Source organism: Rhodococcus sp. UYP9 (assembly GCF_040547235.1).
Lineage (GTDB): Bacteria > Actinomycetota > Actinomycetes > Mycobacteriales > Mycobacteriaceae > Rhodococcoides.
The window spans coordinates 1040067-1058429 of record NZ_JBEPPH010000001.1; the positions used below are offsets into that span (position 1 = coordinate 1040067).

At 63.5% G+C, this 18363-nt stretch carries 9 protein-coding genes; 2 read left to right on the forward strand and 7 right to left on the reverse strand.

Going from position 1 to position 18363, the window contains the following annotated elements; genetic code table 11:
- The first annotated feature begins 29 nt into the window (after positions 1-29).
- Positions 30-3341, forward strand: coding sequence for an arabinosyltransferase domain-containing protein (locus ABIB36_RS04860; protein WP_354560505.1), 3312 nt, complete (start codon positions 30-32; stop codon positions 3339-3341).
- Positions 3342-3717: 376 nt separating this feature from the next.
- Positions 3718-4668 carry a hypothetical protein gene (locus ABIB36_RS04865; protein ID WP_354560503.1) on the forward strand — a complete coding sequence of 317 codons (951 nt, stop codon included), beginning with the start codon at positions 3718-3720 and terminating at the stop codon, positions 4666-4668.
- 180 nt (positions 4669-4848) lie between these two features.
- Here ABIB36_RS04865 and ABIB36_RS04870 read toward each other — a convergent pair whose 3' ends face one another.
- The 7 genes from ABIB36_RS04870 to ABIB36_RS04900 all read right to left on the reverse strand — a co-directional run bounded on the left by ABIB36_RS04870 (position 4849) and on the right by ABIB36_RS04900 (position 18203).
- Positions 4849-6393, reverse strand: coding sequence for an acyl-CoA carboxylase subunit beta (locus ABIB36_RS04870; RefSeq protein ID WP_084348135.1), 1545 nt, complete (start codon positions 6391-6393; stop codon positions 4849-4851).
- Positions 6390-11324: a polyketide synthase Pks13 gene (gene pks13, locus ABIB36_RS04875; protein ID WP_354560634.1), complete on the reverse strand. Its 4935-nt coding sequence runs from the start codon at positions 11322-11324 to the stop codon at positions 6390-6392. Before pks13 ends, ABIB36_RS04870 begins: the two co-directional genes overlap by 4 nt.
- A 115-nt stretch (positions 11325-11439) precedes the next feature.
- Complete coding sequence (gene fadD32, locus ABIB36_RS04880; protein ID WP_084348137.1) at positions 11440-13338, reverse strand: long-chain-fatty-acid--AMP ligase FadD32; 1899 nt, start codon at positions 13336-13338, stop codon at positions 11440-11442.
- Positions 13339-13511: 173 nt separating this feature from the next.
- Positions 13512-14531, reverse strand: coding sequence for an LLM class F420-dependent oxidoreductase (locus ABIB36_RS04885; protein ID WP_084348138.1), 1020 nt, complete (start codon positions 14529-14531; stop codon positions 13512-13514).
- Positions 14532-14717: 186 nt separating this feature from the next.
- Positions 14718-15686, reverse strand: a complete 969-nt coding sequence (locus ABIB36_RS04890) for a cutinase family protein (RefSeq protein ID WP_084348139.1) — start codon at positions 15684-15686, stop codon at positions 14718-14720.
- Positions 15687-15694: 8 nt separating this feature from the next.
- Positions 15695-16240 carry a DUF732 domain-containing protein gene (locus ABIB36_RS04895; RefSeq protein WP_084348140.1) on the reverse strand — a complete coding sequence of 182 codons (546 nt, stop codon included), beginning with the start codon at positions 16238-16240 and terminating at the stop codon, positions 15695-15697.
- Between the two features lie 115 nt (positions 16241-16355).
- Complete coding sequence (locus ABIB36_RS04900) at positions 16356-18203, reverse strand: alpha/beta hydrolase-fold protein (protein ID WP_084348141.1); 1848 nt, start codon at positions 18201-18203, stop codon at positions 16356-16358.
- Positions 18204-18363 lie beyond the last annotated feature (160 nt).

Sequence of the window (18363 nt, forward strand, 5' to 3'; positions counted from 1 at the left end):
CCGATAGCGCTCGCATACCATCGTCAACCGTGCCCGACGCCGTGACAGATTCTTCCGCCGTGCCCTCCGCCTCACCGAGGAAGGGCTCTGCTGTCGATCTTCGATCCCAGGTGCGCACCACGCGCCTGGTTGCCATCATCACCGGGCTGCTCGGCGCATTTCTCGCGGTCCTGACCCCATTTCTTCCGGTCGTGCAGACCACCTCGACGATCAACTGGCCCGAGGCCGGTTCTCTGCAGGACATCGACGCGCCGCTCGTGTCACAGGCTCCCATCGCCTTCACCGCGAGCATCCCGTGCAGCGCCGTCGCACAGCTACCGCCGTCGGGTGGCCTCCTGCTGGCTACCGCACCGCCGCAAGGTGAGGGGGCAGCGCTCAACAGCCTCTTCGTGCGTGTCAGCGAGACGTCCGTCGACGTCTTGGACCGCAACGTCGTCGTCGCCACAGCACCTCGTGCGGACGTCCAGGGCGCCGCATGTGGCTCCATCGAGATCACCTCGAACATCGACTCGACGACGGCCGAGTTCACCGGCCTGTCCGACAAGCAGGGCAATCCGCGCTCCGGACGTCTCGACGGCGACTTACGTCCCCAGGTCGTCGGAATCTTCACCGACCTCTCCGGCGCCGCCCCTGCAGGACTGTCGGCGACGATCGACGTCGACTCGCGGTTCTCCTCCAGCCCGACGATTCTCAAACTGCTCGCGATGATCCTGGCGGTCGTCTGCACCATCCTCGCCGTGGGCGCGCTCGGGCGACTCGACGGCATCGACGGCCGCGGTCACCGCCGCTTCTTCCCGTCGAACTGGTGGAAGTTCACCGGCATCGACGTCACGGTCATCGGAGTCTTGATCGGCTGGCACTTCGTCGGAGCAAATACCTCCGACGACGGCTACCTGCTGACCATGGCCCGTGCGGCCGAGAAGTCCGGCTACATGGCCAACTACTTCCGGTGGTTCGGCGTCCCCGAGGCGCCGTTCGGCTGGTACTACGACGTCCTCGCACTGTTCGCCAAGGTGTCCACGGCCAGCCCCTGGATCCGCCTACCCGCATTGATCGCCGGAATCCTGTGCTGGATGGTCATCAGCCGCGAGGTCGTTCCGCGCCTGGGTCGCGCGGTACGCAAATCGAACGTCGCACTGTGGACCGGTGGTCTGGTGTTCCTCGCGTTCTGGTTGCCGTACAACAACGGACTGCGCCCGGAGCCGATCGTCGCCGTCGGTGCGCTGCTCACCTGGTGCTCGATCGAACGCTCCATCGCAACCGGACGACTGCTACCCGCGGCCGCCGCCTTCTTGATCGGCGCATTCACACTCGCTGCCGCACCTACCGGATTGATGTGTGTCGCTGCACTGTTGGCAGGCGCACGGCCCATGGCTCGCATCGTCGTTCGACGTCATCGCCAAGTCGGTACGTTGGCACTCGTCGCGCCACTGGCGGCAGCAGGATTCCTCGTTCTCGTCGTCGTCTTCGCCGACCAGACCTTCGCCACCGTCATCGAATCCACCCGAGTCCGCACAGCCATCGGCCCGAGCGAGGCGTGGTACCAGGACTTCCTGCGCTACTACTACCTGTTCGTTCAGACCGTAGACGGTTCCGTCGCACGCCGATTCGCGTTCCTGGTGATGCTGCTGTGCCTGTTCTCGACACTGTTCATCCTGCTGCGACGTCGACGCGTCCCCGGCATCGCCAATGGACCCGCATGGCGCCTCATCGGAGTCGTATTCGGAACCATCTTCTTCATGATGTTCAACCCGACCAAGTGGACACACCACTTCGGTTCCTACGCGGGCATCGCCGGTAGCCTCGCGGCGCTGACAGCCGTCGCAATCTCGGCAAGCGCACTCCGATCGCGAAGAAATCGCACGATCTTCCTCGCCGGGCTGATGTTCGTTCTCGCACTGGCATTCTCGGGCATCAACGGTTACTGGTACGTCTCGAGCTACGGCGTCCCATGGTTCGACAAGACCGTGTCCCTCGCCGGCAACGAATCCGGAACACTGTTCCTCGTCCTGTTCGCGCTCGCCTTGGCTCTCGCCGCCTGGCAGTACCTCAGGGAGGGATACGCGCCACCGCAACCACGAGCCACCAGCGAACGCGGCAGACGCATCAAGAAATTCGCCGCAGCGCCGCTCACCGTCGTCGCCGGACTCATGGTTCTCTTCGAAGTACTCTCCCTCGTCAAGGGAGCCGTATCGCAGTACCCCGCATACTCACTGGCGCGATCCAATATCGAATCACTGACCGGAAAAAGTTGCGGTTTGGCCACCGACGTTCTCGTCGAATCGGATCCCAACGCCGGAGTCCTCGACCCGATCCCCGCCGGCTTCGACCCCGAAACCGGCCCCCTCGGTGGCGAAGACCCCTCCAACTTCACTGCCAACGGCATTCCCACCGACCTCAGCGCCGACGCCGTGGAAGTCAAACCAGGACAAGGCAATACCGACCAGCAGAGCGTCGGACCGGCCTTCGAAGAGGGCCAGAGCTCCGGAACCGGAGGCGGCATCGGCGCCCGCGGCATCAACGGATCCACCGCCGCACTCCCCTTCGGACTCGACCCCGCCACCACCCCGGTCCTCGGCTCCTACCAACCCGGAATCCAGGAACCCGCGTCGGCGACGTCGAGCTGGTACGCACTCCCCGAAAGGTCCGACACCGCACCACTGATCGTCATCTCCGCCGCCGGACGCATCCTGTCGTTCGACGACACCGGCGCACTGACCTACGGGCAGTCCCTCCTCGTGGAGTACGGCGCGCGCCAACCCGACGGAACGATCGACGTCCAAGGCACCTACCTGCCCCGCGACATCGGACCCGCACCGTCGTGGCGCAACCTCCGCATCCCCATCGCGGACCTACCCGAAGGCGCCGACGCCGTACGCATCGTGGCCAACGACCCCAACCTCACCGGCGACCAATGGTTCGCGTTCACCCCGCCGCGAGTACCGCAGCTCGAAACGCTCAACAGCCTCATCGGCAGCGAACAACCCGTCCTCCTCGACTGGGCCGTCGGACTCCAATTCCCATGCCAGCGCCCCTTCGACCACCGATACGGCGTCGCCGAAGTACCGAACTACCGCATCCTCCCCGACCGCGCACTGGCCGTCAGCTCCACCGACACCTGGCAGTCCGGGGACAACGGCGGCCCCCTCGGCTGGGCCGAACTCCTCGCCAAGCCCGTCACCGTTCCCACCTACCTGGACCGCGACTGGGCCCGCGACTGGGGCTCCCTCGAACGCTACGACCAGTACTACCCACAGGCAGTCCCACCGACCATCGACACCTCCGAGGTCACCAGGTCGGGCCTCTGGACTCCCGGGAATCTGCGGGTGTTCGACAAGTAGGTTTCACCGTTGGGGTGGGTGGGGCTTCTCCCGCCCGCTTCAATGGTCCACTCATACGATCAGATAACTTCGGGGCACCATTCAAGCAATGCGCGACGGCTATTGGGCCGGTTCGAGTCGGGCCCCACCACCCGCTTCAATGGTCCACTCATACGATCAGATAGCTTCGGGGCGCCATTCAAGCAATGCGCGACGGCGGTTGCCCGAACATCAGGGCGGTGTCGCGCCGGCCCATATAGCGCATGGCACTGACATTCCGACGCCTAGCCTCGGCAATTTCGCAGAGTTGTCCACAGTCGAGCCCCGCGTCAACACGCTTCCGGCCTGCCCTGGTCGTAGGGCGTTCGACTGTCGCGAAGCCTGCAAGCTTCCCTCCATGAAACGCGGTAGCTGGGCAACGAACCGATACATCCTGGACGGCGCATCACTCAATGGCGTCATCACCCGTCGGGCACTTCGACAATGCGGAGTGTCGGACGGGTCCATTACTCTGCGAACTTCCGACGGCGGCAAATGGCGTCGGATACTGCCGGGAATCATCCTGTTGCACAACGGCAGTCCCACGCTTCTACAACAACAATCTGCCGCCTTGCTGTACGGCGGCGAACAGAGCATGCTCACCGGCGGAACCGCCGTCATGCAGCACGGCTTCGACCGTGTCGGCGGCGACGTCCACATCCTCGTTCCGGCGACCATGCGTCGAGCATCGTCGTCGTTCGTACGTGTCGAGCGGACTCACCGACTACCGAAACCACTGCATCGTGGTCGCTTGGCCGTGGCGCCGCTACCGCGTGCGCTCGTCGACAGCGCGCGTGCACTGCGAAATACCGGCGCCTGCACTCGCCTGTTCGCGGAAGCTGTACAACGCGGTGCGGCCGATCTCGACGAGATAGTCCGCGAACTCAGGGAGGGCCCCCGACGTCACGGCGCTGTCGGTTGGGCAGCGGCGAGCGAGCTCGCCGACGATGCGCATTCCGTTGCCGAGGTTCAGGCTCAGAGGCTCTACGTCACCTCTGGCCTTCCGAAAATGGTCCACAACCGCGACATCCTCGACGCCGACGGCAGAATCCTCGGACGACCCGACGGCTGGATAGATTCTGTCGGGTTCGGTTGGCAGATAGACTCGTTCGCCCATCATCTGAGCCCAGCCGACCATGCCAAGACTCTGAGACGTCGAGCGGACATGGAAAGAATCGGAATCATCGTGGTGGCGCACCTGCCGAAGCAGATCAGAGACGATCCGTCAGGGGTACTGGACGACCTTCGCGCCGGCTACGCCCGTGCACTTGCCCGCCCGCGGCCACCTGTGCACATCGCCCAAGTATGAATGGCGCACCCAAGCTAACTGATCGTATGAATGGACCATTCAAGCGAAAGTGCGGACACCACAACCGCACCCGCCCGCGCCCACCCGTGCACACCGCCCAAGCATGAATGGCGCACCCAAGCTAACTGATCGTATGAATGGACCATTCAAGCGAAAGTGCGGAGCGACCCAGCGAAAAAATTAGATAGGAAGCAGATGATGCTTCCGCGGATTCTTGAACACCTCTTTGTTCTCGAGCAACTTGAGTGCTTTGCGTAGTTCGAGGCGCGTCTGGGACGGTTCGATGACGGCATCGATGTAACCGCGTTCGGCTGCGACCCATGGCGTTGCGACGTGCTCGTTGTAGAAGTTGATGAGCTGCGCTCGCACTGCCGGGGCGTTGTCTCCTGCCGCGGCGAGTTGTTTGCGGCCGATGATGTTGACGGCACCCTCTGCGCCCATGACGGCGATACGGCCGGTGGGCCAGGCGAAGTTGATGTCCGCACCCAATTGCTTGCAGCCCATGACTGCGTAGCCACCACCGTAGGCTTTGCGAACCACGACGGTGACCTTGGGAACCGATGCTTCGATGTAGGAGAACAGGAATCGTCCGCCGCGCTTGATGACGCCGACTTTCTCCTGGTCGACGCCGGGCAGGAAGCCTGGGGTGTCGACGATGAAGACGAGCGGGATGTTGTATGCGTCGCAAATCCGGATGAAGCGTGCTGCTTTGTCCGAGCCGTCGGCGTCGAGTGCTCCGGACAGGAACATCGGCTGATTGGCGACGACGCCGACCGATTTGCCGTCGACGCGGGTGAGTCCGGTGATGACGTTCGGTGCGATGCCCGTGGACATCTCGTGGAATTCGCCGTCGTCGAACATGCGAAGGATGATGTCGTGCATGTCGTAGCCGGCGTTGTCGGCGTCGGGCATGACCTTGTCCAGTAACAGGTCCGACTCGGTGATCTCGGGCTCGATACCCGGATTGACTACGGGCGGGTCTTCCTGGCAGCTCGACGGCATGTAGCTCAGGTAGTTCCGTACCCAGGCGAAAGCTGCTTCTTCGTCCACGGCAACGTGGTGGACGTTGCCGTATTCGGCCTGCTTGCGTGCACTTCCGAGTTCGTCGAGGCTGACATCCTCTCCGGTGACGGACTTGATGACGTCCGGCCCGGTGACGAACATGTACGCCTCTTCGGTGGCGACGACGACATCGGTGTTGATGGGTGCGTAGACGGCGCCGCCTGCACACTTGCCGAGGATGATCGATACCTGCGGGCACATGCCGGACAACGGCTCGTGCCGACGGCCGAGCTCGGCGTACCACGCGAGAGAGGTGACGGCATCCTGCACGCGCGCGCCGCCGGAGTCGTTGATTCCGATGACCGGGCAACCGACCTTGATCGCGAAGTCCATGATGCCCGCAACCTTGCGGCCGAACATCTCGCCGACGGTGCCGCCGAAGACGGTCTGATCGTGGGAGAACACGGCAACCGGTCGCCCGTCGATGGTGCCGTGCCCGGTGACCACGCCGTCGCTGTACAGCGCGGTGGGATCGTTCGGAGCCTTGACCAGTGCACCGATCTCGATGAAGCTGCCCGGGTCCAGTAGCGAGTCCACGCGTTGTCGAGCGCTCGGGATGCCCTTCTTTGCCCGCTTGGCGATACCTATCTCACCTGCCGGCTCCTTGGCGAGTTCGAGGTTGGCACGCAGATCGGCCAACTTTTCGGCGGTGGTACCACTCAAGGCTTAGCTCCTGACTCGATTTCTTCGAGCTTCTTCGTCATGTGTGCCGCAATTCTGCCAATGTACGGCTCGTCGACGATCGCAAGGTGATCGCCTCCGATCTCGACGATCTCGAGGTTCTTCACAACCGTCGGCCCCCACCCACCGTGGGCTTCACGGGTGGCGTAGGCGGGCTCCAACGCAATGGCATCGTCGTGGTACTTGTCGGCCATGTACAGCGTCACGGGTCCGCTGTACGGCTTCAGTTCTGCTGTCTGGATGGCACGGTTGTCCAGCCAGGAAGTGCGTTGATGCTCGATGATGCCACCGGGGATCTTCGCACCGCTGAGCTTGACGAGATCGGTGATGATGCGGATCTGGCCTTCGTCGTCGGCCTCTACCAGCTTGTCGTACGGGATCGGGTAGTCGACGTCGTAGGTCTTCTTGGCGAATGCCGCGTACCGCTCCCAGCGCTTGCGCACCTCGGCGCGAGTGTCCGGAATTTCCGATCCTGGCATCACCGTGTCGAGCAGACCGACGTAGGCCACCTCGATGCCCTGTTCTTCCATTTGCCTGGCAACTTCGTACGCAAGGATGCCGCCGAGCGACCATCCGACGAATACGTAGGGACCTTCCGGCTGGATTGCACGGATGAGCGGCACATATTCTGCGGCACGCACGGAGATCGGGCCTTCGACGCGTTCGAGTCCGTACATCGGGGTACCCGCGGGAAGCTTCCGGAGCAGCGGCTCGTAGGCGACCGTGGAGCTGCCCGCCGAGTGGAATGCGAACACCGGTGTGGCCGTGGAACCTTCGGGGCGGGCGCGCAAATTGCGTACCACTCCGTCGATTTCGCCGCCCTCGAGGTGTGGGCGCACCTTCTCGGCCAGCTGCTCGATGGTCTCCGAGTCGAGGACGTCGTCGAAGGTGACTTCGCCGCCGGCCCGCTCGGTCAATCGGGCCGCCAGCTTTTCGGCCACCTCGTCGTCGAGGATCGGCAACGTGTTGAAGATGCCCTTGGCGGACTCCTTCGTCACCACTGCCCACGTCGCGAACGTCATCCGCTCGGCGTTGTCGCGGGGCGGAACGTCGGAGCCTGCAGCCTCGGCGAACCCTTCTTTGCCGCCCAGGTCCGACATCGAATCGGTCTGCGCTACAGCAGGGATCGTGTCGGGAGCAGATTCGACGGGCGCGGCCGGGGAGACCGAGTCACGAGCCTCGGCCTCCTTCTCCGCGGCCTGTTGCTCGGCGAGCGCCGCGACCTCTTCACGATTCTCCAGCGCGTAACGCAGGTACTTCTCGACCTCGAGCAGGTTGGCATCGCGCACAGCCTGCAATTGCACGGTGGGTATGTCGAATTCGTATTCGACGCGGTTCTTGATACGCACCGCACTCAGCGAGTCGAGCCCGAGTTCGATCAGCGGCACCTCCGGTGGAAGGTCCTCGGGGGCATAACCCATCGACTCGGCGACGATGATCGCCAACCGGTCTTCGAGCTTCTGGCTACCGTTCGCGTCCCAGCGATCACCGAACGTCTCGACGACCTCCGGCAACTCTTCCATCGGCGAGGTAGACGACTGCGCCACAGTCACAACGGGTTCCGGCAACGGATCCCCGGAAGTGACGACGGCCTCGTGCAGCAGAGTGAACGCAGATCCCTGATGGGCGTGCACCTGAACGGACGCGCCACCGAGGTGTGAGGTCACTGTCGTGACGACGGTTCCTGCTTTGGGGACTGCCGCGTGTGACACCGAGTATCCGAGTTCGACGCTCGAAAGAACTTGCGAGGCTGCTGCCTTCACCAGTTCGTCGAAACTTCCGAGAGCCGAGGCCTGCACCTCCCATACGTGCCGACCGTCCGGCAGCGCAACCCGGGAACCGGGAACATGGGAGTTGCCGCTCGAGTTGACACGCGAGTCGAGCCAGAACTCTTTACGCAGGTAGGACGTACGCGGGATGGCCGCGTAGTCGCCATCGTCGAACAGCGTCGTCACGTCGAGTGCGTGACCGTGGACGTACAGTTGTGCGAGCGCTGCGAGCAACGTCTCCGACTCGTCTTCCTTGCGCTTGAGCGTCGGGATCAACGTCGAATCGGCAACTCCGGCAGCCCATGCCGTCGCCGCGATCGACATCAGCGCGACAGGATTGGGAGCCAACTCGACGAACGTGGTGTGACCGTCGCCGACAGCGACGTTGACTGCCTGCGTGAAGTAGACGGGGTTTCGCATGCCCTTGGTCCAGTACTCCACACCGTGGATCGGCTCGTGGCCGGCGCGATAGTGCGCCTGCTTGTCGACCGAGGAGTAGACACCGGCACGAAGTTTTCCGGGCTCGATGCCTGCCAACTCTGCGGCCAGTTCACCGAGGAGAGGGTCGACCGCAGCGGTGTGGCCTGCACCCTTCACATCGAGTATGCGGGCCATCTTGCCAGCGGCCTCGGCCATCTCGACGAGTGCCTCGACCTGTCCGCGTGGTCCGCCGACCGTCGTATGTGTCGGAGCCGCATAGACGCATGGCTCGACGTCGGGGAACTGGTCGGTGAGCGCAGTGACCTCTTCCGGCGTGTATTCCACGAGTGCCATTGCGCCCTGCGAGGCCGCACCGAGACCTTCCTGGCCTTCCGCGAGCAGTCGTGAGCGCGCGTAGATGATGCGAACCGCATCTTCGAGGTTCAGCCCGCCCACGACGTATGCCGCAGCGACCTCACCCATCGAATGTCCGATGACGGCAGAAGGTTCGGCGCCATGGGCACGCAGCGTTGCCGCCAAAGCAACCTGAATGACGAAGATGGCGACCTGCGAGTTCTCGAACTCGTAGTTCTGTGAATCGTCGAGAATGATCTCCTTGATGGAGTAACCGGCCTCGTCGAGCAGCAGTTCGTCGACCTCGTCGACCGCAGCGGCGAACGTGGTGTTGTTGCGGTACAGCGCATTTGCCATCTTGCGATGCTGTGAGCCGAACCCGGAGAACACCCAGACTGCCCCATTGGACGCAGGCGAATCCGCGGAGAACACGCCCTGCCCTGGCTTCCCGGACGCGATGGCACGCAATCCGGTGATGGCTTCTGCGTGCGTCGACGCGAGAACGACTGCACGAGAACGACCGTGGTTCCGTTTGGCGAGTGCCCGTCCGACATCGGCGAGCGGGGTGGTGCTGCCGGCTTCGGTCTCGAGCCAGTCGGCCAGTTCCGAGGCTGCACGCTTACGCCTGGAGGGCAGTGCGGCCGAGACTGCCAGCACGACGGTCTGCGGAACGGACTCCTCGAGAATCTGCTCGGCTTCGGCAACGGGATCCGTCGTCTCGACGTCCGATACCAGGAGGCGCGTATCAGCTTCTACCGGTACATCTTCCGTGCCGAGAGCTTCGGGAACGGCCTTGACGTATTCCGTCACCACGACGTGCGCGTTGGTGCCGCCGAAGCCGAAACCGGAGATACCGGCGACGGCCTTGCCGGTGTATCTCGGCCACTCGGCTCCCTCGGACACGACCTTCAGATGCGCCTTGTCGAAGTCGATGTAGGGGTTGGGGCCCGCGTAGTTCAACGACGCAGGCAACCGGTTGTGCTGTAGCGCTAGGACAACCTTGATCAAACCTGCTGCACCCGCAGCGGATTCGAGGTGTCCGAAGTTCGTCTTCGCCGAACCGAGCAGCACAGGCTTGTCCTCGCTACGACCCCGGCCGACGACGCGTCCGAGCGCATCCGCTTCGATGGGATCGCCGAGAATGGTGCCGGTGCCGTGCGCCTCGATGTAGTCGACACCGGACGGGTTGATGCCGGCATCACGATAGGCGAAGCGAAGAGCGTCCGCCTGGGCGTCGGGGCTCGGCGCGAGAAGCCCGTTGGAGCGACCGTCCGAATTGATCGCCGAACCGGCGATGACCGCAAGAATGTCGTCACCGTCGCGCTCGGCGTCCTCGACCCGCTTGAGAACGACGAGACCGCCACCCTCGGATCGAATCATGCCGTTGGCGTCGGAGGAGAAGGCCTTGATCTTGCCGTCCGGCGCCAGAACGCCCGTCTGGCCGAAGCCGACGGTGATCGGCGGTGCCAGCAACATGTTGACGCCACCGGCGACAGCAAGATCGGATTCGCCGTCGCGCAAACTGCGAACGGCCTGGTGTACAGCCACGAGCGCGGACGAGCACGCGGTGTCCACCGCGATGGACGGTCCGCGGAAGTCGTAGAAGTACGACACTCGGTTCGCGACGATGGCCGTCGAGGTACCGGTCAATGCGTACGGGTGAACTGCCGGATCGCTGACGGCGAGCAACTGGTAGTCGTTGGACGAGCTACCGATGAAGACGCCGACCTGCGAGCCCTTGACGGAACTGGCCGGGATACGGGCATGCTCGAGGGCTTCCCAGGTGAGCTCCAGCGCCAGCCGCTGCTGTGGATCGACATTGACGACCTCGTTGGGCGACATCGCGAAGAACTCCGCGTCGAACGTCTTGACGTCATCGAGGTAGCCGCCTTTGGTGACGGTCGCGTCGACAGCTGCCTTGATGACCGGATCGGAGGTGAACTCCTGCCACCGCCCCTCGGGGAGGTCGGTGATGCCGTCGCGGCCCTCACTGAGCATCGTCCACATCTCTTCGGGCGTGTGCCCTGCACCCGGGAAACGCGTCGAGACGCCGACGATGGCGATGTCGTGCGAGGAACCGGGCCCGTTGCCCTGCAGGTAATACGCGTCGTCGGCGGCCTCGTCGGGAACATCGGGTTCACCCTCGATGATGCGGGTGGCCAGCGACGCGATCGTCGGATGCTGGTACGCGACCGTAGCGGTCAACGTGACACCCATGAGTTCCTCGATATCACCGCTGAGTGCGACGGCATCGCGAGAGGCGAGACCGAACTCTTCCATCGGCCGATCGTCGGAAATCTGAGCCACCGGCTGCCCCGTTGCGTCGGCGACCCAGTTGCGCAGCCACTCACGCAGCTGCGACACGGTCATATCCGCCCCAGAGCTGTCTGTCACTCGTTCGGCATCGATCTCATGGTTTGCCATCAACTCACCAAGCTACCTGTCCATTGGAAAAGGTGGTCTCTGTAGAACGTCCGGAAGACACTCAGTCCGGTTGTTCCACGTCGGGGAAAGCGTTCTGCTGGTAGCCGCCGCGCAAGGTGCCCTCGATGTAAGCGGCTTTGCATGCGCGTCGAGCAATCTTGCCGCTCGAGGTGCGCGGAATGGAACCGGCAGGCACCAGAAGTACGTCACGAACCGTCACGCCGTGGCGGGTGGAAATCGCGGTACGAACCTCGTCTGCGATCGGCGCCGGGTCTGCCTTACCGGAACCGGGTGCACGCTCGGCAACGATAACGAGCTGCTCCGAACTGTCGCCGGGGTCCTTGGTCAGGGCCGAGCCGCTGAACTCGAACACGACGTCGGGCAGCTGGTTCAGTGGGACCGAGAATGCCGCCACGAATCCTGGACGCAAGGCCTTACTGGCCTCCTGCGCGGAGAATTCGATGTCCTGTGGGTAATGATTTCTTCCGTCGACGATCACGAGGTCCTTGACGCGACCGGTGATGTAGAGCTCGCCGCCGTGGTAGACGCCGTAGTCGCCGGTACGCATCCACTTGGCGCCGTCGGCTGCGCCCTCGGCATGCGATCCCTCTGGGATGCGATTGACGAGCTTGTTGTGGAAAGTCTCGATGGTCTCCTGCTCGCGGCCCCAATAGCCCACACCGATGTTCTCTCCGTGCAGCCAGATCTCACCGACGTGATCGTCGGCGACCTCGGTCGCGGTATCGGAGTTCACGATGGCTGCCCACTGGCTTCGGGCAACCTCACCGGTGGAAACCTGTGGAATGGCACCGACCGCATCCTGATCGACGACGACGAAGTTGCCCGCGTTGAGCTCGACCCGGTCGACGTACACGACCTTGGCCGCGTCGAGATTATTGGTGGTGGAGACGAACAGCGTCGCCTCCGCCATGCCGTACGACGGCTTGATTGCCGTCTTCGGGAGGCCGTACGGACCGAATGCTTCGTTGAACTTCTTCATCGACGAGGTGGTGACCGGCTCGCTGCCGTTGATGAGTCCGATGACATTGGAGAGATCGAGTGGCTCGCCGTTCTTCGGCAACCCACGCTGCGCGGCATGCTCGAAAGCGAAGTTGGGAGCGGCCGCAAACGTGCCTGCACCGTCGGAGACCGCGGCAAGTTCCTTGATCCAGCGCCATGGGCGCTGCACGAACGCACGCGGGCTCATGATGGTGATGTACCGGCCGCCGAGTGCGGGCAGGATGACCGTCAGCAAACCCATGTCGTGGAACATCGGCAGCCAGGTGACACCGCGTGAATCCACGGTGATCCCCATGCTGTCCACCATTTGCAGGGCGTTGACACCGACCGCGCGGTGGGTGATCTCGACGCCTGCCGGGGTACGGGTCGAACCCGAGGTGTACTGCAGATACGCGATGTCGTCGAGCTTGGCGTTCGGTTCCACCCAGGTCTCGCCGACGCTGTCGGGAATGGCGTCGACGGCGATGATGCGCGGACGCTGCGCAGCGGGCAGTCCTCGGAAGAACGCTCGAACCCCTGCTGCGGACTGGGTTGCCGTGAGGATGGCCGTCGGCTCACAGTCCCCGAGCACGGCATGCAGCCGGTCGGAGTGACCCGGCTCGTCCGGGTCGAAGAGCGGAACCGCGATGGTCCCCGCGTAGATGGCTGCGAAGAATGCGATGACGTAGTCGAGCCCCTGCGGCGCCAGAATTGCGACACGGTCACCGGGAGAGGTGACCTGCTGCAGACGAGCGGCCACGGCGCGTAGACGACGTCCGAACTGCGCCCAGGTGAGCTCGTGAGCTTCACCGTCGCGTTCGGTCGAATAGTCCATGAATCGATATGCCAGCGTGTCGGCATTCTTTGCGACGTTCACCTCGACATGTCGGACGAGAGTCTTACCCTCGCCGATGACGATGTGGCCGTTCTCATCGATGTATTCATCGAATGTATGGCTCATGTGTTCGCTTCTCCTCCGCGGAATCCGCTGCTTCTGCACGATCGGGCAACGGCCCGCGCCCCGACATTTCTTCTCGACTCACGCAAACGCAGTACAGCGTGAAATATTACTAGCTGGTAGTTCTCGGGAAGGCCGGGCCTGCCGGCCCCGCCATTCGAGTACCGAACGTCCGGTCATTCACCCTTCAGCAACTCGATGACCGGCGCGAACGCTTCCATCTGTGTGGGGAAAACCCCGACATAGGACATCGTTGTTTTCGCACGAACGTTACGGATCTGATCGGCAATTTCCTCGTACGTTCCGAACGCGAGGTACGGCGAGGTCAAAATATCCTCGATACTCAGTTTCACATCCACGTCGACGTTCGGCGGATAGCCGTTGTCGAGAGCAGCCAACGCCATCTCGGCCATCTGCTCACGATCGTCCGTGACCACGATGGTCGTGATCGCCCAGTTCAGTTCGATCTCCTCGAAGCGCTCTCCGGCTGCCTCACGGATGAGCTCGACTCGTTCGATCGTCTTCTCCAACGTCATACCGGACAGACGAAGCTTGCCGTCCTTCGTCGAACTCGGCACGACCGAGATGATGTCGGCATACTTTGCGGCCAGTGCCAACATACGAGGGCCACCGCCGCCGACACAGATCGGCGGTCTCGGTCCCTGACGTGGCCGTGGACTGCCCTTCAGGCCGGTGATCTTGAAGTGTTTGCCCTCGAAATTGCATTCTTTTCCGCGAAGCAAAGTATCGAGAATCTGAAGGCTCTCCTCGAGCTTCTCGATACGGACGCCCGGCCGGTCGTAGGTGATGCCGGCCTTGTCGTACTCGTCCCGCATCCAGCCCGCGCCCAACCCGAGCTCGAGGCGACCACCCGAGAGAACGTCGATGGTCGCGGCGTCCTTGGCCAGAATCGCCGGATGCCGGAACCCGTTCGCGAGAACTGCGGTGCCCAGACGGATCTTCTCCGTAGCCACCGCGAGCGCGCCGAGTGCCGCAATCGGGCCGACCTGATTGCCGAGGTGATCCGGGATCATGAAGCTGTCGTAGCCGAGCTCCTCGGCCAGCTGCGCCAGCTTGATGAACTTGCGCGCTCCACCCTCCTCGGCGTTGCCCTCACCGCCTGCTGCGAAGCGGAACGGACGAAGCGCCCTGATCTGCCCGTCAGCGGGTAGATCCGGGGCCTGGGCGGAACACATGTATAGGTCTCCTCGATGCGGGTACGCGTAGATTCCAGCGCCGATTGCGCCTACTCCAAGCGGCCACTCTATCTGCTCACTACCCGGGAATACACCTGCCGGGGTACACGAGGACCAGCTTTGTGCCTATTCCCCAGAGGGCGGAGTGGACCTTGTGACACCTCCGCTGGGCCCCGTCCCCTCCGCTCAGGAGTGCGGAATCGCCGGCGCCTGCTCGATCAGACCGGCCGCCCACCGCGCAGTCCACTGCGTCGACGTCGTGCCGCTGTCATCGACCACGAAGGTGTTGTATGACGCATGCACCGGGTTACCTGCAGCCCCCACGAGAATTCCGATGCTCTGCGGAATGTTACGCAGCGACAAGCCTTCCGACGGAGCAGTACAGATGAGATCGCCCGGCGCACATATCTGATTGACCACCGAATCGAGTGAACCGAATCCGCCGGCGCGGGCCCCTGTCATCGTGACGCCGGGAAAGTCGAGACCACCGAGCGCAACCTCGGCGCCGACCCCGTCGACCGGCGGTCCGATGTCCTGCCCGGAGGTGCCGTCACGGCGCCCGTCCGCTATCAAAGTCACGCCCAGAACCTTGTCCGCTGCGACCGGGCCGTTGCCTGCACCGATCTCGGCTGCAATGTCGCCTGCGATGACAGCACCCTGCGAGAAACCGGCCAGGATGTAACTCGTCAGCGGGCAGTGCTCGCTGACGCGGGTCAGTTCGGCCTTCGCTGCCGCAGCACCCTCGGTACGAGAGTTGTTGTACGACTGCTGGCCGTCGGGCGGGAACGCGATCGGGTTGGAGAACTGCGCAACGTACGGGACCGTGTACACGCTGGCCCGCCCCGGCTCGAACTGCTCCTGCAGCGGCCGAGTCACGTTCAGCATCAAAGACAACGGATTGGCCGACGGGTTGTACGGATCGTCGGTCGCCGAAGATTCCCAGGTACCGGGAATGGCGATGACCGAGACATCGGCACAATCCGCCGGTTGCGACGTCTGTTCACCCGGGCCGGGCTCTGGCACCGGGGAAGGCACAGTGTCCGGCAGCCTTCCGGCAAGCAGATACCACGCGGCCACGATGATCAGGCCGAGAACGACTGCTACCGCAAGGAGCTTCGGTAGCAGACGCCTCTTTTTCTTCGTCGGGTTCGCCATCGAGACCGTCAGGCCTTACAAATCGTGTTCTGCGCGGCGGTGATGTAGAGCTGTGCGGTCTCGCCTGCCTGTTCGGCCGTGATCTGCGTGCCCGACGCGCTGGCCTCGACCCCCACGTTGGCTGTCACGAACGTCGAGATCTCGTCCGGTGCGACACCCTGCGACTGCGCCGAACAAATGTAGGTGGCCGTCGAGATGGCGATCTCACCGTTGCCCGCCGGGGTGACCCCACTCTTTTTCAACTCTTCGAGAAACGCTTGGCCTCGATCGTCCATCGGTGCCTGGGTTGCACCCGGGAAATCCTCGGGTACAGGCTGCGGCTGCTCCGGCGGTGCCGTCGCTGCCTCACCGGGACTCGTCACGGCGGCCGAGGTCGTCGACTCGCTCGCCGAGGTCGTCGCCGAGGTCGTCGAGGATTCGGCCGTAGTGGTGGCGGTGGTAGTGGTCGGTACCCCGGTGGCGGTGGAGTCGTCGCTTCCGCAGGCGACCAACATTCCACCTGCAGCTACGGCGAGAACGCCCATCGACAGGGTTCGGGCCAGAGACGTTCGCATGTTCAATCCAGTCCTCACAAGCGCATGATTCACGAGCGGCATCGTTCAACGCGTGAGGGTACAGAGTTCCACTGAGAGAAACCTGAAGCGGTACCCCGAACCTCTCGAGCTGCGATCACGGCGCGATTGTCACCTTGCCATCCTTCACAGTGATGATGCCGAACTGGAAGTTCTGTTGCACGCCGCCACCGTCGATATCGAACTGATCGCTGGTGATATATCCCAAGCGGCCACCTTCGTAGCCGACGCTCTTCCAAGCGTCGAAGATCTCACCGTTGCGAATTGCCCACGCACCGGTCAGCGGACTCCAGTAGACGTTGCCACCCTCGAACTCGTTGAACCGGCCGCCATCCTTGATCGGACCGAGCTCGCTGGTCTTCGGGAAGCCCAGTGGGCCGTTCTCCCATCCGAGTTGGCCGTACTTGCCGAGGATCATGCCCTGCACCGAGTGGGTACCGAGTTCGGGACTGAAGTACATCGCGCCGATCTCGAAGCCCTGGACCGCGCCCGGCTTCGATGGCGTCGCCACCTCGTCGAGTACCGGGTATCCCAACGGGCCACCCTCGTAGCCCTGGCGTGCCCACTCGTCGAGGATCGCGCCACGCACGGCGTGCGCGCCGGTCTGCGGCGTGAAGTAGACCATTCCGTTCTGGAATGCGTTTCCGCGTCCGCGTCCGTCGGGAGTTCCGAACTCACCGGTCTTCGGGAAGCCCAGTGGGCCCGAAGGACCGCCGGAGCCCTGGTAGTTGCCGCCGATGGCACCTGCGACTACCTGAGCGCCGGTGTCGGGCGAGAAGAAGACGCGTCCGAACCTGAAGTCCTGTGCGCGACCGCCCGCGACGTTGTACTCCGGGGTCAGGCAGTCGCCTAGCCAGGAATTCGCACCCGACGCGTTGCCGATCGCTCCGGCTGCGTTGCATGCGGGCTTGTCGACATCGACGTCGAGGGCGCCGGCGAGCTGCGGCCAGAGCTGATGCAGCTCGAACTGCCAGTACTCCCACGTATGTGTTCCCGACGGCCGGTAATTGACCTGGGCGGGGATTCCGAGCTTGTTCAGTTTGGTCGCAAATGTCTGTGAGGTCAGGCGCGAGAGGATTTCCAGACCCATACCGGCGTAGTTCGAGCTGACGCCGGGGATGCCCGACGGCGGATCGTACGGGCCGGCTGCGCCGTTTCCGCTCGATACGTAGAGACTCACGCCTTCGAGCTGATCGGCCAACAGGTATGGGTCGTGCTGAGCCCACAGATCATTGGTGGGCGCGCCCCACATCGCCTTGGAGCTGTACCCGCCCGCGTCGGTCATCGCGTACTGAATCGCCTGTGGCATGCCGAGAGACGTCGTCGTCAGAATGCCTGAGAGCGACGCTGCGAATGTGAAGAAACCCTTGTTGCGTGCCGCGAGGAACATTGCGGCCGTGCCACCCATGGACAGGCCGACGACACCACGAGTTTGGTTGGTGCGCCACTCGTTCTCGAGGATCGGCGGGAGTTCCTTGGTCAGGAACGTCTCCCACTGATAGTTCTTCCCCTGGTCCTGGTCGATCCAGTCGGAATAGAAGCTGGACTGTCCACCGACCGGCAGTACGACGTTGACGTTCTTGTCGGCGAAGTAGGACTCGATGTCCGTCTCGAGCGTCCATCCGTTCTCGGTGTCCGTTGCTCGGAGACCATCGAGCATGTACACCGACGGGAACACGGCCTGCGGGTTGATGTTCCAGTCGCGCGCGAGCAGGAGCTGGACCTGAATCGGAGTGCCCATCGACGGAGATGTGATCCAGAGCGCCACGCGACGGTCCGAAAGCCAATCGACATCGGTGACGGTAGCTCCGGAGGTTGCCTGCGTCTGCGCAGGCAGAGACGCGGGTACCGGAGTCGCTTGCGCAATGCCGGCAGCGCCGAACGGCGATGCCAGGGCGACGGCCAGTGCCGCTGCTACTCCGAACCGAGCAAGCCCACTGCGCATGATGATGACTCTCCTTCGTTCTTGCTGACGATGTCTTTCTACACGCGAACTACGCCGAAGCACACGAGGCTCGCTGTGACTGGTGGTGCAATTGTTGATCGGTTCCCCCGGCAGCTCGCCCCCGCACACGCAGAAATGCCGCCCTGCAACTGGTGCAGGA

Coding starts and splice junctions, on each gene's coding strand:
- pks13 (WP_354560634.1), bottom strand. CDS start 11,324: ATGACCGTGTCGCAGCTGCGTGAGTGGCTGCGCAACTGGGTCGCCGAC.
- fadD32 (WP_084348137.1), bottom strand. CDS start 13,338: ATGAGCCATACATTCGATGAATACATCGATGAGAACGGCCACATCGTC.
- ABIB36_RS04890 (WP_084348139.1), bottom strand. CDS start 15,686: ATGGCGAACCCGACGAAGAAAAAGAGGCGTCTGCTACCGAAGCTCCTT.
- ABIB36_RS04900 (WP_084348141.1), bottom strand. CDS start 18,203: ATGCGCAGTGGGCTTGCTCGGTTCGGAGTAGCAGCGGCACTGGCCGTC.
- ABIB36_RS04885 (WP_084348138.1), bottom strand. CDS start 14,531: ATGTGTTCCGCCCAGGCCCCGGATCTACCCGCTGACGGGCAGATCAGG.
- ABIB36_RS04865 (WP_354560503.1), top strand. CDS start 3,718: ATGAAACGCGGTAGCTGGGCAACGAACCGATACATCCTGGACGGCGCA.
- ABIB36_RS04895 (WP_084348140.1), bottom strand. CDS start 16,240: ATGCGAACGTCTCTGGCCCGAACCCTGTCGATGGGCGTTCTCGCCGTA.